Below are 16,523 nucleotides of genomic sequence, written 5' to 3'. Positions count from 1 at the left end.
ATAGAATACAAAAAATTGTTAGCGCATACGCGCTAACATTCATCATATGAAAGCAGATAAATTAATACATCGTAAATTACCCGAAACGCTACCAGAATTATCAAATGACATTCCGTTATTGTTGCAGCGAGTATATGCATTGCGCGGAATAACGTCTATGCAAGAACTAGACTATACCACTCGTAATCTATGTAACTACGACAATCTAGATGGGACCAATAAAGCTGTTGACATTCTTTATTCTGCAATGAAGAACAATGAGCGAATAATGATTGTTGGAGACTTTGATACCGATGGCGCAACCAGTACCGCATTAACGGTAAAAGCGTTAAAAAAAATGGGGTGTCAATTTGTCGATTATATTATTCCAAATCGTTTTGATGATGGATATGGCTTAAGTATTAACGTCGTAAAGAAAGCAATTTTACAAAAAGCGGATCTTATTATTACTGTTGATAACGGTGTTTCTGCTGTTGAGGCGGTCGAATTTGCAAAACAGTCGAATTTAACCGTCATTATTACCGATCACCACTTATGTCCAGAAAAACTACCTCCTGCGGATGCAATTATCAATCCTAATTTACCAAATTGCACTTTTCCTTCAAAACATTTAGCAGGTGTTGGTGTAGCTTTTTATTTTATGCTGGCATTACGGTCAAAATTACGCAAGGAAAACTGGTTCACCACACATAATTTAGAAGAATTTAATATTGCTAGCTTATTAGACTTAGTTGCCCTTGGCACTATTGCCGATGTGGTAAAACTCGACCTAAATAACCGAATACTAGTCCATCAAGGTGTTAGCCGTATCCGAGCAGGCTATTGTTGTGAAGGAATTAAAGCATTATTAAATATTTCCAGACGAGATCCCCTTACGTTCACCTCAACAGATCTTGCTTATTATATAGCCCCAAGACTAAATGCTGCTGGACGAATGGATAATATGTCTCTGAGCGTAGAATTATTGCTATGTGAAGACTATGATAGTGCAGTCAATCAAGCAGCCGATCTTGATACGCTTAATAGTGATCGAAAATTAATTGAGCAAACGATGTATCAAGAAGCTTTATCCCACGTTGAACAGATACATAAAACTTCTTTCCCTAATTCAATAGTGGTACATCATCCTGAGTGGCATCAAGGTGTTATTGGTATAGTCTCAGCACGATTGAAAGACAAATATTATCGTCCTGTGATATGTTTCGCTTCGACAGAAGATGGATTATTGAAAGGTTCTGGAAGATCAATAGATGGTATTCACTTACAAAATGTACTCTATGAATTGAATCAAAGATATCCAGATATTTTGGTTAGCTTTGGTGGTCATGCCATGGCTGCTGGATTAAGTATCCAAGAAAAAGATTTAGATAAATTTAGGGATCTTTTAGAAACAGTGATAACTGAGCAACTTGATTTGAAGGTACTTGAACAAACGATTGAAACCGATGGCGAGATAAATAACGGAGATTTTAATTATTCAATTGCAAAACTACTAAAAGACTCTGGTCCATGGGGTGAAGGATTTATCGAACCTACATTTGATGGCGAATTTATTATTCATCAGCAACGCATATTTGCTGAAAAACACCTTAAATTAGTATTAGAACCCAAAAATGGGGGACCAATAATTGAAGGGATCTGTTTTAATGTTAATTTAACAAAGTGGCCAGACCAAACGATAAAAGAAGCAAAAATTGTTTATCACTTAGATGTAAATGAGTTTCGAGGAAATCAAACCCTAAAATTAATGATAAGACATATTTGGCCTATCGCATAAGCGATTAAGATCGACTATAATTACTAGATTCTGTAAAATCAGATCAGTTAATCATAAAAATAAAATTAGCAATACAATAGTTTTATCATTAGTACATTTTATACAACATTAAGGACAAAAAATGCATATTCATATTCTTGGGATTTGTGGCACATTTATGGGCGGTATTGCATTAATAGCTCGTTCATTAGGTCACAAAGTAACAGGATCAGATAAAAATGTTTACCCACCAATGAGTACGCTGTTACAAAAAGAGCATATTGATATTATTGAAGGAGACGATCCATCACAATTAACACCAACTCCTGATCTAGTTATCATTGGCAATGCCCTATCAAGAGGAAATCCTTGTGTTGAATACATTTTGGACAATAACATTCCTTACGTCTCTGCACCACAATGGTTACATGATAATGTACTAAAAGACCGTTGGGTTATTGCTGTGGCAGGTACACACGGCAAAACAACAACGGCTGGAATGGTTAACTGGATTTTAGAAAAACAAGGCTATAAACAGGGTTTTGTTATTGGTGGTGTTCCGGGTAATTTTGAAGTATCAGCAAGATTAGGTGAAGGTAACTTCTTTGTTATTGAAGCAGACGAGTATGACTGTTCATTCTTTGATAAGCGCTCTAAATTCATGCATTATTGTCCAAAAACACTGATTATGAATAATTTAGAGTTCGATCATGCAGATATTTTTGATGATCTTAGTTCTATCCAAAAACAGTTCCATCATCTAGTTCGTTTAGTACCAAGTAAAGGATTGATAATTTCTCCTCAAGAAGATGTCAATTTAAAACAAGTATTAGCAAAAGGTTGTTGGAGTAAACAATCTTTTACCGAATCTGAAGACGGTTGGTTAGCGAAAAAGATTGCTAATGATGCTAGTCAGTTTGATGTTTATTACAACAACAAAAAGATGGGTACAGTTAACTATTCTTTAGTTGGTGAACACAATATGCATAATGCCTTAATGGCAATTGCCGCTGCACACAATGTTGGTATAGATCCAGCAGATGCTTGTTTAGCGTTAGGATCATTTTTAAATGCTAAAAGACGCTTGGAGCTATATGGTGAGGTCAATAACATTGAAATTTATGATGATTTTGCTCATCATCCAACGGCAATTTTAGCAACATTAGAAGCATTACGCAGCAAAATTGGTGCAAATCGACGAATTTTAGCAGTATTAGAGCCTCGTTCTAACACAATGAAGTTAGGGATTTCAAAAGATGAACTTGCTCCATCATTAGGTCGCGCTGATGAAATATATATGTTCCAACCAGAACAACTACCTTGGTTAGTTGCTGATGTAGTCGATGCCTGTATCCAACCGGCTTATTGGACAGCTGATATTGACTTATTAGTTGAAATGATAACAAAATCAGCCAAACCAACCGATGCCATTTTGATTATGAGTAATGGTGGTTTTAGTGGAATTCATAACAAGATTTTAGAAAGCTTAAAAAAACAACAATTAAGAAAACAATTAGATGCATAACGATTAATCGCACTAAATAATTAATTTTCCTAAATGCATCTGCATATTAAAAGATGCAAAAAAGATTGTTGTAATACTTAAATATGCCACTCTTATTTATAATCCGATAATAGTGGCATCGAGTAATAGTGGTAATGTTTTAACAGTGACTCGGTAAGACTTATAACTTAACATTTATCACTCACTAAAGTAACTTTGGTGAGTGATTACTTACATTGTACAGCAAAAAGCTCACATAATTAGCTCTTCATTATTAACTACAGTGAACAGTAATTGCTAACCCACCACGTGAAGTCTCGCGGTATTTTGCATTCATATCCTTTCCGGTTTCGTACATAGTTTCAATCACCTTATCAAGCGAAACGATAGCTGCGGTAGTGCGTCTTAATGCCATGCGTGTCGCATTAATTGCTTTAACTGCAGCAATCGCATTACGTTCAATACAAGGAACTTGTACTTGACCATCAACAGGATCACAGGTTAAACCTAAATTATGTTCCATACCAATTTCGGCTGCCATACAAACTTGCTGAGGATTACCCCCCAACAATTCAGCCAGACCAGCAGCCGCCATTGAACAAGCAACACCGACCTCACCCTGACAACCAACTTCAGCACCTGAAATAGATGCATTTTTTTGATAAAGTAAACCAATGGCTCCACAAGTTAAAAAATAGCGAATAAAAATATCGGGCGAGACCGGATCGATAAACTTATCATAATAGGCAAGAACGGCTGGTATTATGCCGCAAGCGCCATTGGTAGGAGCCGTCACTACCCTTCCCCCTGCGGCATTTTCTTCACTGACTGCTAACGCAAACATATTTATCCAATCAATAATAATCATTGGATCATTATTATTTTTGCTAGTCAATAATTGGCGATAAAGTGCATTTGCTCGACGAGGAACCTTAAGCGCACCAGGTAATAATCCTTCAGTATTCATGCCGCGTTTAATACAATCAAGCATTGTTTGTCCAACTAAAGAAAAATAATTTACAACATCATCATAACTATGCAGTTGTAACTCATTTTTTAACACAATACTCGATACCGACAACGAATTATCATCACAATGCTTCAATAATTGCGCTGCTGTTGAAAAAGGATAAGGCACATCAACAGAATTCTGTTCTTGTTGTCCAAACTGCTCCTCTTCAACAATTTTTCCTCCACCCACTGAATAATAGGTTTTCTGGACGATGAGTTCATTACCATGATAAGCGCTTAACGTCATACCATTTTCATGTAATGGTAAAAAAGTTGAATGAAAAATAATGCTTTCGTTTGAAAAATCAATTTGGTATTTACCATTATATATCGGTAATTTACCACATTGGTTCATGGTTTGAATAAAATGGGGAATTTGGTCAATATTAACGGTATCAGGCTTTTCGCCAGATAATCCAAGAATAATTGCAACATCAGTATGATGCCCCTTGCCGGTCAGTGATAAAGAACCATAAACATCTGCCACAATTTTTGTCACTAATGGCATTTGCCCATTATCAATCAGTTGATCAATAAACGCCTTACCCGCTCGCATTGGACCAACTGTATGTGAACTAGAAGGACCTATACCAATTTTAAATATCTCAAAAACTGAACCCATTTTATCCCTTTTATAATCTTTGACATGCACGTAGTTATGAATAAAAAATGACTTATATAGTGCTATATTATGGTGATAAGTATTAGCTAATCAAGCTAATAATTGAGATTAAATTTTTATCCTTAAATAAATTAAAAAAAAGTTGAGGAGCGGGGTTTTTGACACCTAATTTTGGTTTAAAAACATGTCAAAATGATTATATAGAATCATAGTAACAATTTTATAATACCCGTTATTTTAATCCATAACAGAGTCGTAGTAACAAATGAACCCTGTATCTATATGTTCAATTTTTAAAAATCCCCCCGTCAAAAGATCCATTTGAAAATAACTTGGTTTTTCTATCAAAGTCACCTTACCATAGAGTTTATTACCAAAGTACATGTATCCGTCGTTGTTAATGTAAACATCATCATCCGGTTCGATTAATCCACCACACGGGCAATCAGCACTGCTTACTAAATCATCATCTTTAGTTTTGCAAGTATCAAAGCGCCAACCGACATTTGAAATTTCATCATAACTCATATCCATTAAATGGTATTTGGCGATTTTGAATGGATAGTAAAGTAGAATCATGCAGAACAAAATAAGAGCAATACGAGATAAAAATTTCAAAAATATTCAACCTTATTATTTTTCTAATCTTATAATTATCTAAATTTACTCTATATTTTTACTCATAACAACAATAACCAATAAAATTACTTTAGTGTTACGTTAGGTACTGCTAAACTAGCTCACATTTTAGTATATTATTAGTACATTATTTTTTTCAGGATAAATTTATGCGAACCAGTAAATATCTTCTATCTACATTAAAAGAGACACCCGCTGATGCTGAAGTGATAAGCCATCAATTAATGTTACGTGCCGGCATGATCCGTAAAGTTGCCGCAGGATTATATACTTGGCTACCTACTGGCTATCGTGTACTTAAAAAAGTTGAAAATATTGTTCGGGAAGAGATGAACAAAGCAGGGGCAATTGAAGTATTAATGCCAGTTGTGCAACCTGCTGATATTTGGCAAGAGAGTGGTCGTTGGGAACAATATGGTCCAGAGCTATTACGTATCAAAGACCGTGGTGACCGTGATTTTGTATTAGGCCCAACCCATGAGGAAGTGATCACTGACTTACTTCGTAATGAAGTCAGTTCCTATAAACAATTACCGCTTAATGTTTATCAAATTCAAACCAAATTCCGCGACGAAGTCCGCCCTCGATTTGGGGTAATGCGTTCGCGTGAATTTATTATGAAAGATGCTTATTCGTTTCATACTTCACAAGAATCTTTACAAGAAACCTATGATGATATGTATAAGGCTTACAGTGCGGTATTTACTCGTGCTGGCTTAAATTTTAGAGCTGTGCGTGCTGATACGGGTTCTATTGGTGGCAACTGGTCGCATGAGTTCCAAGTATTAGCCGATAGTGGTGAAGATGATATTGTCTTTTCAACTGAATCTGATTACGCTGCTAATATTGAGATGGCACAAGCATTAGCACCAACGCAAAGCCGATCAGCACCAACTAAGGCAATGGAACTGGTTGATACTCCTGATGCCAAAACAATTGATGAATTAGTTGCACAATTCAATTTACCGATTGAAAAAACAGTTAAAACACTCATGGTCAAGGCGACTAAAGAGAGTGGGCACCAACTTGTAGCTTTATTAGTTCGTGGTGATCACACGTTGAATGAAATCAAAGCGGAAAAAATTGATATTGTGGCATCACCGCTTGAATTTGCAACTGAAGAAGAAATTCGCGCGGTAGTGAATGCAGGACCTGGCTCTTTAGGACCAGTAAACCTTAATATGCCAATCATCATTGACCGTGATGTGGCAGTAATGAGTGATTTTAGTGCTGGCGCCAACATTGATCATAAACATTATTTCAATATCAATTGGGAAAGAGATGTCGCTTTACCTCGCATTGAAGATATTCGTAATGTGGTTGAAGGCGATATTAGCCCAGATGGTAAAGGGACATTACAAATTAAACGTGGTATTGAAGTTGGGCATATTTTCCAACTTGGTACTAAGTATTCAGAGGCAATGAAAGCAACTGTCCAAGGTGAAGATGGACAAAACCATGTGATGATCATGGGCTGTTATGGAATTGGGGTTAGCCGAATTGTTGCAGCTGCAATTGAACAATGCCATGACGATCGAGGGATTATTTGGCCAGAAGCGATTGCACCATTTAGTGTTGTCATTATTCCAATGAATATGCATAAATCAGAAAAAGTACAAGCCACTGCTGAAAAACTTTATGCCGATCTCCAAGCTCTGGGTATTGAAGTATTATTTGATGATCGTAAAGAGCGTCCAGGTGTGATGTTTGCAGATGCCGAACTTATTGGTATTCCTCATACTATCGTTATTGGTGAACGTAACCTTGATAATGGTGAAGTGGAATACAAACATCGTGCGGGTGGCGATAAAGAATTAGTTAAAGTTGATGATATCGTTGAATTTATTAAAAAACGTCAACAATAAATTTAAGAATTAGATTTTAATATTGGAGCACAAATGGCCTGTAATAAAATATCCAAAATAACTAATATTTTCTTATTGTGTTACTTGTGCTTTATCATTAGTGGTTGCCAATCTAATATCAATTCTTTACATCTCCCCGATAATTTTTATCAAGTTTCTAATGATGTCTATCGCTCTGAGCAACCCAGTGTAGAGCAGATAGCGCAGCTTGATAAACTTGGCTTTAAAACTATTATAAATTTACGGCTATTTCACAGCGATCGAGAGTTAGTCGAAAATGCACAGATATCAGAAGTTTGGATTCGAATGCGGGCAGGTGATATTACTGATGAGAAAATGATCCAAGTAATGAAAGCGATTCATACCTCTCCTAAACCGATATTAATCCATTGTTGGCAAGGCAGTGATCGTACCGGCGTCACTATTGCTATGTACCGTTTGGTTTTTGAGAATTGGACTAAATCTCAAGCAATTAATGAGTTAATGCAAACTGAATTTGGTCATCACTACAATGTTTATCCTAACATACGAAAATACATTGAAAACGTTGATGTAGAATATATTCGCCATGCTGTATTTGAATAATTTCATTATTTAATTTAATAAACTAAATAGTCTTTATCAAATAAATAGCTCAATTTGATAAAAAATTCAAAGTGATATTGTCTTTTTTTTAAGCTAAAATGTTTCATAATTAAATTTTTTTATGAGTCATAAATATGTTAAAAAAAGCAATCGCATTGGTACTATCAACATCACTATTCTTACAAAATACACCTATTGTTTATGCAGCAGATAATATAACACTACCTGAGATGGGAACCGCAGCTGCAACCACATTAAGCATCGGACAAGAAAAAGAGATGGGTGATTATTATGTGCGATTGTTACGAGGCAGTGCTCCTATAGCCAATGACCCTGTCTTAAATCAATATATTAATAATTTAGGAAAAAAATTAGTTTCTAAATCTGAATCAGTTCAAACCCCTTTCCATTTTTATATAATGAAAAGTAATGTGCTCAATGCCTTTGCTTTTTTTGGCGGTAATGTTGTCATTCATTCAAGAATAATTATGGATACTGATAATGAAAGCCAATTAGCTTCGGTTATGGCTCACGAAATTGGGCATGTTACTCAACGCCATTTAGCTCGCGCTATGGAGGCTCAAAATAAAAATAGTCCTTATGTTTGGGGAGGAGCCTTAGGTTCATTACTATTAACATTAGCTAATCCAGAAGCGGGTATGGCGGCAATGACAACCACCATGGCAAGTTCGACACAGAGTATGATTAGTTTTACTCAATCAAATGAACAAGAAGCCGATAGAGTTGGGCTTAGGACCATAGCGAAAGCCGGATTTGATCCTCATGCATCTTCTGAATTTTTACAAAAACTGGCTGATCAAAGTCGCTTCAGTAGTAAACCGCCTGAAATTTTAATGACTCACCCATTACCGAATAGCCGTTTATCGGATATGCGCAATCGCTCTTTGCAATATTCTAAAAAAAATGTACCTTCCTCATTAAGTTATTATTTAGCTAAGGCCCGAATAGCAATACTTATGGGAAATAATAATACCGCTAAACTATTACTTGATAATTATCGCAAATTGAATACCGATCAGGGTAAAAAGGCGCTAACCTATGCCGTCGCACTAAGTAATTACAAAAGTAAAAATCTTGTTCAAGCAAAAATTCAATTGCAACCGTTATTAGATAATGATCCAGATAATATTTGGTATATTGATTTAATGACAGATATCAATTTAGAAAGTAATAATAATAAAGAAGCCATAGCTCGTTTACAATCTGCCTTAAAACGATCACCTGATAATGCTGTATTACAATTAAATCTTGCTAATGCTTATATAAAAGATGGCCAATATCAGCAAGCGGTGAGTTTATTACATCGTTATACATTTGATCACAATGATGATACTAATGGTTGGGATTTACTGGTTACCGCTTATGGGGGAATAAAATCGAGAGCTCAAGAAATGAGTGCAAGGGCTGAATCAATCGCGCTTGAAGGACGTTTCCCTGAAGCAATTCAATTGTTAACCAATGCTAGAGCTCAAGCTAAAGGTAATCAAACATTAATTTCAAAAATTGACGCAAGAATTAATCAATTAAAACAATTACAAAAACGTTACGCTGCTTATAGCAGAAGGTAGTCTAAATATTACTCGGCTAATAACTTAATTAGCCGAGTATACATGACAAAATTAACGGTAATTAATTGTTTAAATGATCGACATTATTATAAAACTTAACTGAAAATTCCCCCTCAGGCTTATCATCAGTTTGCTTATAGTTAACTACACTTATACTGGTATTTAACACTCGTGGGAAATAATCTTCATCACGATGTCTACGCCAATCTCCACCATTTAAAACACAAAGTAATATTCTTAAAACCGTACCATGTGATACAACTAAAATATTACCTTGATCTTGCGGTGCATTTTTTACGATAACATTTAAAGCTTCTTTCATACGAGAAAGTATATCAAGGTAGTTTTCACCTTGGTTAATAGCTGAGTCAAAGTTTTCAGGATCGGTTAAATAAGTCGTGAATTCTGGTATTTCTTTTTTTAATGAAGGGACATGTTTGCCTTCCCAAAGACCAAAATCCATTTCTCTTAGATTATCAAGTTCAAAAGTCGGAATGACATTGTCATTTTCATGAATGATATAATCTCGAGTTTCTTTAGCCCGTTGTTGTGGGCTTGAGTAGGCTTGTATAAAAGGTATATTTTTCAGATGCTTTCCAGTGATTTGAGCGCCTAAAACACCATTTTCTGTCAAAGGCGAATTTTTCGATCCTTGCATTTGATCTTTAATATTCCATTCGGTTTGACCATGTCTAATTAAATATAAATTAAGATCTTTCATTATTGTTGATTACCTTCTCATTTAAATCATTGTTGATATTTATCATTTCTAATCTGGATTAAACAGTTTTGCAATATATTATCCATCGGGGCATGTAATTGCATCTCTTGTAAAGTTTTTGGATGAATAAATTTCACATTAGCTGCATGTAAAAATAATCGATTAAGTTTACTTTTAGCTAGCAATTCATCAAATTGGCTATCTCCGTAACGATCATCAAATGCTATTGGATGATTAACATATTGAGTGTGTACACGAATTTGATGCGTTCGTCCAGTTACGGGACTAGCTTTTATTAATGTTGCAAAACCAAAGCGTTCTTCCACTTTGAATCGAGTTTCAGATGGCTTACCTTCTGCATTTACCTTAACCACACGTTCACCACTTTTGAGTACATTTTTTAATAGTGGTGCTTGTACAACTTTACATTCAGAAGGCCAATTACCTTTCACTAAAGCTAAATAATTTTTTTGCATCTGTTTTAAACGAAGTTGTTCATGTAATGCTTTTAGTGCAGAACGTTTCTTAGCAATAAGTAAAACACCAGATGTTTCACGATCGATACGATGTACTAATTCTAAAAATTTGGCTTCAGGTCTTAATGCTCTTAATCCTTCAATAACGCCAAAACTTAAGCCACTTCCACCATGTACGGCAATGCCAGATGGTTTATTAATCGCAAGAATCACATCATCTTCATAAATAATTGATTTTTCTAAATCAGCAACTTTATTCAGTTTTTTTGAAATTTCAGGAACTGTTTTTTCTGAAACACGAATAGGTGGAATTCGAACTTCATCACCAACAGCTAATTTATATTCTGGCTTAATCCGCTTTTTGTTGACACGCACTTCCCCTTTTCTAAGTATGCGATAAATCATACTTTTAGGCACACCCTTAAGGTATGTTATTAAAAAGTTGTCAATTCGTTGTGTCACATTTTCTTCAGTGATTGTGACAAATGAGACTTGTAATTTTGTTTGTTGAACGTTTGAGTCCATAGGAAAAGATTAATCCACCCTTAATAAATAAAAGTCGTTTTACATTACTTAAAAATAAACTACACTAATGGTAATAAGAATAAGATTGGTTAATTTTAATAACCTTAATATAAAATGATTATAGCGGAATATGGAGGAATAAAATAGTATGTTGTATTTACTCAACCAATACTCTCGAGGAAGATTTGCTTGGTTTTTATTGTTTCTTTCCACCGCTATTTTTGAATTGACCGCTCTCTATTTTCAACATGGTTTAGGCCTAGCTCCTTGTACTTTATGTATTTATCAGCGATGTGCAATTTACGGTATTATGTTTGGCAGCATCGTTGGACTTATCAACCCCAAAAAATTAATATTTAGACTAGCTGGCATATTAATCTGGCTATTTAGCGCTTTTAAGGGGTTTGAATTAGCAACTTTTCATGCCCATTTGCAGTTCGAACCGGATTTAAGTGATACCTGTGCAATTAATGTCCAATTCCCTTCTTGGTTACCATTAAATGAATGGTTACCAAGCATGTTTAATGCTTATGGTTCTTGTTCAGAAAAAATTTGGTCGTTCTTAACTATTGAAATGTCGCAATGGATGATAATCATTTTTGCTTGCTATCTTTTTGTTAGTTTAATCATACTATTTTGCCAATTGTTTTCAGCTAATAAAAAGTCAATCTGGAGTAAATAAGTTTATTTCAACTGGCACTTTTTACCGAGTTTGTTAGAATGTGTGACAATTTAATTTGACAAATTATCACACTAAATGCTTTTGGAATATCATCCCCCCATTGATCCTTGGTTAACTATTTTATATCAAGATGATCATATTGTTGTGGTTAACAAACAACCTGGTATTTTGTCGGTTTCAGGAAATAAACCACAATTTATAGATAGTATTATTCATCGTTTACAACAAAAATATAGTTATGTTGAATCAGTCCATCGTCTAGATATGGCTACGAGTGGCATTATGGTTGCTGCTTTATCTAAATTAGCAGATAGAGAAATTAAAAAGCAGTTTAGAGAGCGTATACCTAAAAAAACATATATTGCTGTGGTCCACGGTCACCTTAAGGATGACGCAGACCAAGTCGAACTCCCATTAATTTGTGATTGGCCTAATCGCCCAAGACAGATGGTAGATCATGAAAATGGCAAATATGCATTAACACATTATCAAGTTATTTCACGCAATAATGATAATACAACTCGGGTGGCATTGTTTCCATTTACAGGGCGCTCTCATCAATTAAGAGTGCATATGCAAGCTATAGGGCATCCTATTTTAGGCGATAAATTTTATGCTCATCCTGAAGCATTTTCAATGTCAAAAAGGTTATTGTTACATGCTCAACATCTAACAATAAATCATCCTAAAACCGGTGAAACTCTGACATTCCGTTGTGAGCCTGATTTTTAAAATTTAAGCGTACATCTACTTGCTATACTTAATTAACTAATTACGATATAAAACTAATATCATGGAGTCATTAAATGCAGAAAATTGTTTTAGCCACTAATAACCAAGGAAAGGTCAATGAATTACAAACGCTTTTAGCCGATGCTGGATTTGATGTTATAGCCCAAAATACCTTCAATGTTCCTGATATAGAAGAAACAGGCCTAACATTTATTGAAAATGCCATCTTAAAAGCAAGACATACCGCAAAAGTGACTCAACTACCGGCGATAGCAGATGATTCAGGTTTAGTTGTTCAAGCACTAAACGGGCAACCTGGTATCTATTCCGCTCGTTATGCGGGAGAACATGGTAATGACAAAAGCAATAATGAAAAGCTATTACTTGAATTAAAAGATGTGCCTAAAGAAAAAAGGACAGCATACTTTTATTGTGCACTCGCTTTTATGCGACACGAAAATGATCCTACACCAATCATCTGTTTAGGGAAATGGAATGGATTAATTATGAATGAACCTCATGGAAGTGGTGGTTTTGGTTATGATCCATTATTCTATATTCCTGAGCTTAATTGCAGTGCAGCAGAGTTAACTAAAGAACATAAAAGTCAGATTTCTCATCGTGGACAGGCTTTAAAACAGTTAATAGCTAAAATAAAAACAGATTATTAGAGAATTTATTTAGCTTATTGTTTCTTTTCATGAATTGCACATGTTGAACTAAACAGTATATACTAGTGTACCAATTATTTTGGAGTCGATATTGTGATATTGTTGATAGTAAGTGGCCGTTCCGGTTCAGGAAAATCAATTGCATTACGCGCATTAGAAGATATGGGTTTTTATTGCGTTGATAATATTCCCGTCGCATTATTACCGCAACTTGCAGAATCATTAAAAGATAACAATACACCTGTTGCGGTTAGTATCGATATTCGCAATTTACCAGCTAACTTTAATTTTGATCATGATATTTTTCAGCGATTACCATCCTCCGTTACTCCTGAAATAATCTTTTTTGATTGTAGTCGTAATACTCTGATCAGACGTTATAGCGAAACAAGACGAATACATCCGCTAACCAATCAAAAATACTCTTTAGAAGAAGCCATTGATCTTGAAGAGAAGTATTTAGAGCCTTTAAAATCACACGCAAGTTTAGTTATTAATACTGATAATCTTTCAGTTCATGAGTTATCTAATATTCTTCGTTCACGGATTTTAGGAAAAAAAGAGCGGGAATTAACCATGATTTTTGAATCATTTGGCTTTAAACATGGTTTACCTGTCGATGCTGATTTCGTGTTTGATGTAAGATTTTTACCAAACCCACATTGGGATATATCTTTACGTCCATTAACTGGCTTAGATGAGCCTGTTAAAAGTTTCTTACTAAAACATGATGAAGTTACAAATTTCATTTATCAAACAGCCAATTATTTACAACAGTGGTTACCAATGTTAGAAAAAAATAATCGTAGCTATTTAACGATAGCCATCGGTTGTACAGGTGGGCAACACCGTTCTGTTTTTATTGCAGAACAACTAGCTGAGTTCTTTAAAGCGCAAAATAAACAAGTGCAAATTCGTCATCGAACACTTGAAAAAAAATAATTACTACTACTCTGAAAGTTCAAAATTTGGTAACTCCTCAAATCGTTTTTTATATTTTTCAAAAATATCTTTCAGAGTTAGCTTAGGTTTAGCCGGTTTAATTAATTCACTGACTTTAACTAATTCGATATTGTCAGGCAAATTAGCTAATTTTGCTCTTAAAACATTAACGGTTTGAGGATGTGGATGGCCAATGGCGATAGCATAACCATTTTTTTGCGCAATTTTAACTGCCAGATCAAACTGCTGACTAATAGCACTTTCTATCTGCTGATCATCTAAAAATACATCACGCCCAATTACAGTTATATTATAATCAGTTGCGGCATTTTTTACTTGAGTTTTACCTATCGTTTTACTATCCAAAAAAAACATTGAGTGATGACTTAACGCTTTCATAACATTGTGCATACCATTGAAATTTGATGTCATCAAACTGCCCATATGATTATTTACACCAATTGCATATGGAACTAGGGATACTGCATCATCAACAATTCTTTTTACTTCTGCTTCATCCATATAAGGAAATAGAGTATCTTTTTCTAGAGGTTGTTTCCCCATAGGAGCCATAGGTAAGTGAATAATCACATCATTACCATGTTGATGAGCAAAGGTTGCGATATGTTTGGCATTTGGTGAATGAGGTAAAACAGCAATTGTAATGTTGGGTGAAAATAAAATAATCTGTTCTTCATTATGTTGACGATAACCAAAATCATCAATCACTAACGCTAGTTTCGCAGCATATGCACTATTTACATTTAATAATAATATCCCTATATATAATATACGTTTAATCATTTTAACCAACCACTAGGATCTAATGCTTTACCATCTCGGCGAATTTCAAAATAAAGTCCAGGAGTATTTTGACCTCCGCTTGAACCAACAATTGCAATCGGCTGATCTGTCCTAACATTATCACCGACTTCTACTAAAACACGTTGGTTATAGCCATATAAACTCATATCGCCTTTACCGTGCTCAAGCGCAACCACAAAACCATAACCTTGCAGCCAGCTGGCTAGGATAACTCGACCATCAGTAATTGCTTTGACTTGTGTGCCATCTTTGGCATTTATGACCATTCCCTTCCAACGAAGTTCACCTTGCAAAGCCTCACCAAATCGATGAGCAATACTACCATTTACAGGCCAAAGAAATTGATTCTGTGGTTTACCAATACCACTAACTCGAGCCATTAATGCACGTTCATCCGCGTTAGGTGTATAATTTGTATTCTTTTGTTTTTCTTGAATATTTTTGGCTTGTCTTGCTTCTTCTTCCGCAATTCGACGGTTTTCTCTTTCTGCTTGAGCAATCTTAGCCTGTAATTTCGCTTCATTATCTTTAAGTTGAGCTAATTTTTGTTGATTTTTTTGCATTGATGATTCAAGAGAATTGATAGTTTTTTGGCGTTTTTGGTGATTTTTTTCTAAGGTTATTTGCTCTTGTTTTTGCTTGTTATGTAGTGTTTTTTGAGTGGCTTGCTTTTTTTGTAAAGCATTTTTCTTTTCATTGAGTTGTAATTGCGTTTCACGAAGCTTATTTATTTGTTGTTGTCTTGCTTCATTAATATAACGAAAATAAGTAATAAGGCGTTCATTACGCTCACTTTGTTCGCTAGCAAAGATCAATTTAAAATTGGTATTTTTTCCTAATTTAAATGCGCTTTCTAGCTGTTTGGATAACTCATCTCGTTGTTGATTTTGTTTAATGGTTAATTCATCAATTTGCTTGATTAAATTAGTAATTTCCCCATCTAATTTTTTTAGCGTAAGACCATTTTTTTCAATCGATGTAAGTAAATTAGCAATTTCAGTTTCTTGGTTTTTAAGATCATTGACCAATTGAGTCCGTTCTTTTGTTTGTTCTGCTAGGCGCTTTTCATGCTCTTTAATTGAACGACGCAATGATTCTAATTGTTGATTATCATCAGCATACACAAAATGTGTATTCATTAATCCAATAAATAAAATAATCAATAGATTACGATAAATAGACATGGCCTTTTTATTTATGATTTATTACCAAGCAATAAAGATAACTTTACTATACCTACAAATGTGTAAAGATGCAAAATGAAAACTATATTATGTAACTTTATTAATAAAAGTAATTAGGCATTTCACAAGCACTAATAAAAAGTATAAAATGTAGCACTATTTAATTTGTAGTAAAAATTAATTTAACCACAAAG

General features: G+C 34.7%; 15 protein-coding genes. 9 read left to right on the top strand and 6 right to left on the bottom strand.

Features of this window, described 5'->3' with window-relative positions; all coding sequences use genetic code 11:
* Positions 1 to 46: 46 nt before the first annotated feature.
* A complete protein-coding gene (gene recJ, locus J3U27_RS02300) occupies positions 47 to 1,777 on the top strand; it encodes a single-stranded-DNA-specific exonuclease RecJ (protein ID WP_267332346.1) in 1,731 nt (576 codons plus the stop codon).
* Between the two features lie 121 nt (positions 1,778 to 1,898).
* Positions 1,899 to 3,281: a UDP-N-acetylmuramate:L-alanyl-gamma-D-glutamyl-meso-diaminopimelate ligase gene (mpl, locus tag J3U27_RS02295; protein WP_220225585.1), complete on the top strand. Its 1,383-nt coding sequence runs from the start codon at positions 1,899 to 1,901 to the stop codon at positions 3,279 to 3,281.
* Between the two features lie 253 nt (positions 3,282 to 3,534).
* Here the strand turns inward: mpl and J3U27_RS02290 are convergent, their stop codons facing one another.
* Both J3U27_RS02290 and J3U27_RS02285 read right to left on the bottom strand, forming a co-directional pair.
* Positions 3,535 to 4,893 (bottom strand): L-serine ammonia-lyase, encoded by a 1,359-nt coding sequence (locus tag J3U27_RS02290; RefSeq protein WP_065735040.1) that lies wholly within the window; start codon positions 4,891 to 4,893, stop codon positions 3,535 to 3,537.
* Between the two features lie 237 nt (positions 4,894 to 5,130).
* Complete coding sequence (locus J3U27_RS02285) at positions 5,131 to 5,511, bottom strand: hypothetical protein (protein WP_065562022.1); 381 nt, start codon at positions 5,509 to 5,511, stop codon at positions 5,131 to 5,133.
* Positions 5,512 to 5,681: 170 nt separating this feature from the next.
* Between J3U27_RS02285 and proS the strand changes: the two genes are divergently transcribed.
* From proS to J3U27_RS02270, 3 genes are all read left to right on the top strand, one after another.
* Entirely contained in the window at positions 5,682 to 7,397 is a 1,716-nt protein-coding gene (gene proS, locus J3U27_RS02280; RefSeq protein ID WP_267330951.1) for a proline--tRNA ligase, read from the top strand.
* A gap of 33 nt (positions 7,398 to 7,430) precedes the next feature.
* On the top strand, positions 7,431 to 7,982 hold the full coding sequence (locus J3U27_RS02275) for a tyrosine-protein phosphatase (protein ID WP_065735038.1): 552 nt from the start codon (positions 7,431 to 7,433) through the stop codon (positions 7,980 to 7,982).
* A 134-nt stretch (positions 7,983 to 8,116) separates the two neighbouring features.
* Positions 8,117 to 9,571 carry a M48 family metalloprotease gene (locus tag J3U27_RS02270; RefSeq protein WP_065562019.1) on the top strand — a complete coding sequence of 485 codons (1,455 nt, stop codon included), beginning with the start codon at positions 8,117 to 8,119 and terminating at the stop codon, positions 9,569 to 9,571.
* Positions 9,572 to 9,632: 61 nt separating this feature from the next.
* Here J3U27_RS02270 and J3U27_RS02265 read toward each other — a convergent pair whose 3' ends face one another.
* Positions 9,633 to 10,292 carry a histidine phosphatase family protein gene (locus tag J3U27_RS02265; protein WP_267376731.1) on the bottom strand — a complete coding sequence of 220 codons (660 nt, stop codon included), beginning with the start codon at positions 10,290 to 10,292 and terminating at the stop codon, positions 9,633 to 9,635.
* A 26-nt stretch (positions 10,293 to 10,318) separates the two neighbouring features.
* On the bottom strand, positions 10,319 to 11,293 hold the full coding sequence (rluC, locus tag J3U27_RS02260) for a 23S rRNA pseudouridine(955/2504/2580) synthase RluC (RefSeq protein WP_065562017.1): 975 nt from the start codon (positions 11,291 to 11,293) through the stop codon (positions 10,319 to 10,321).
* Positions 11,294 to 11,441: 148 nt separating this feature from the next.
* On the opposite strand from rluC, the gene dsbB reads away from it, so the two are divergent.
* From dsbB to rapZ, 4 genes are all read left to right on the top strand, one after another.
* A complete protein-coding gene (gene dsbB / locus J3U27_RS02255) occupies positions 11,442 to 11,975 on the top strand; it encodes a disulfide bond formation protein DsbB (RefSeq protein WP_065735035.1) in 534 nt (177 codons plus the stop codon).
* A gap of 75 nt (positions 11,976 to 12,050) precedes the next feature.
* Positions 12,051 to 12,707, top strand: coding sequence for a bifunctional tRNA pseudouridine(32) synthase/23S rRNA pseudouridine(746) synthase RluA (rluA, locus tag J3U27_RS02250; protein ID WP_267376730.1), 657 nt, complete (start codon positions 12,051 to 12,053; stop codon positions 12,705 to 12,707).
* A 74-nt stretch (positions 12,708 to 12,781) separates the two neighbouring features.
* Complete coding sequence (locus J3U27_RS02245; protein ID WP_267330948.1) at positions 12,782 to 13,378, top strand: XTP/dITP diphosphatase; 597 nt, start codon at positions 12,782 to 12,784, stop codon at positions 13,376 to 13,378.
* Positions 13,379 to 13,471: 93 nt separating this feature from the next.
* Positions 13,472 to 14,320 carry an RNase adapter RapZ gene (gene rapZ / locus J3U27_RS02240; RefSeq protein ID WP_267376728.1) on the top strand — a complete coding sequence of 283 codons (849 nt, stop codon included), beginning with the start codon at positions 13,472 to 13,474 and terminating at the stop codon, positions 14,318 to 14,320.
* Between the two features lie 6 nt (positions 14,321 to 14,326).
* On the opposite strand, the gene J3U27_RS02235 is transcribed toward rapZ, so the two are convergent.
* Both J3U27_RS02235 and envC read right to left on the bottom strand, forming a co-directional pair.
* Entirely contained in the window at positions 14,327 to 15,124 is a 798-nt protein-coding gene (locus tag J3U27_RS02235) for a divergent polysaccharide deacetylase family protein (RefSeq protein ID WP_267339217.1), read from the bottom strand.
* Complete coding sequence (gene envC / locus J3U27_RS02230; protein WP_267376726.1) at positions 15,121 to 16,329, bottom strand: murein hydrolase activator EnvC; 1,209 nt, start codon at positions 16,327 to 16,329, stop codon at positions 15,121 to 15,123. The genes J3U27_RS02235 and envC overlap by 4 nt, the downstream gene beginning before the upstream one ends.
* Positions 16,330 to 16,523 lie beyond the last annotated feature (194 nt).

The sequence above is a fragment of the Gilliamella sp. B2911 genome (assembly GCF_026536965.1).
GTDB lineage: Bacteria > Pseudomonadota > Gammaproteobacteria > Enterobacterales > Orbaceae > Gilliamella > Gilliamella apicola_E.
The sequence above is the reverse complement of the archived record's forward strand: the minus strand, read 5'-3'. Positions and strand labels throughout refer to the sequence as shown.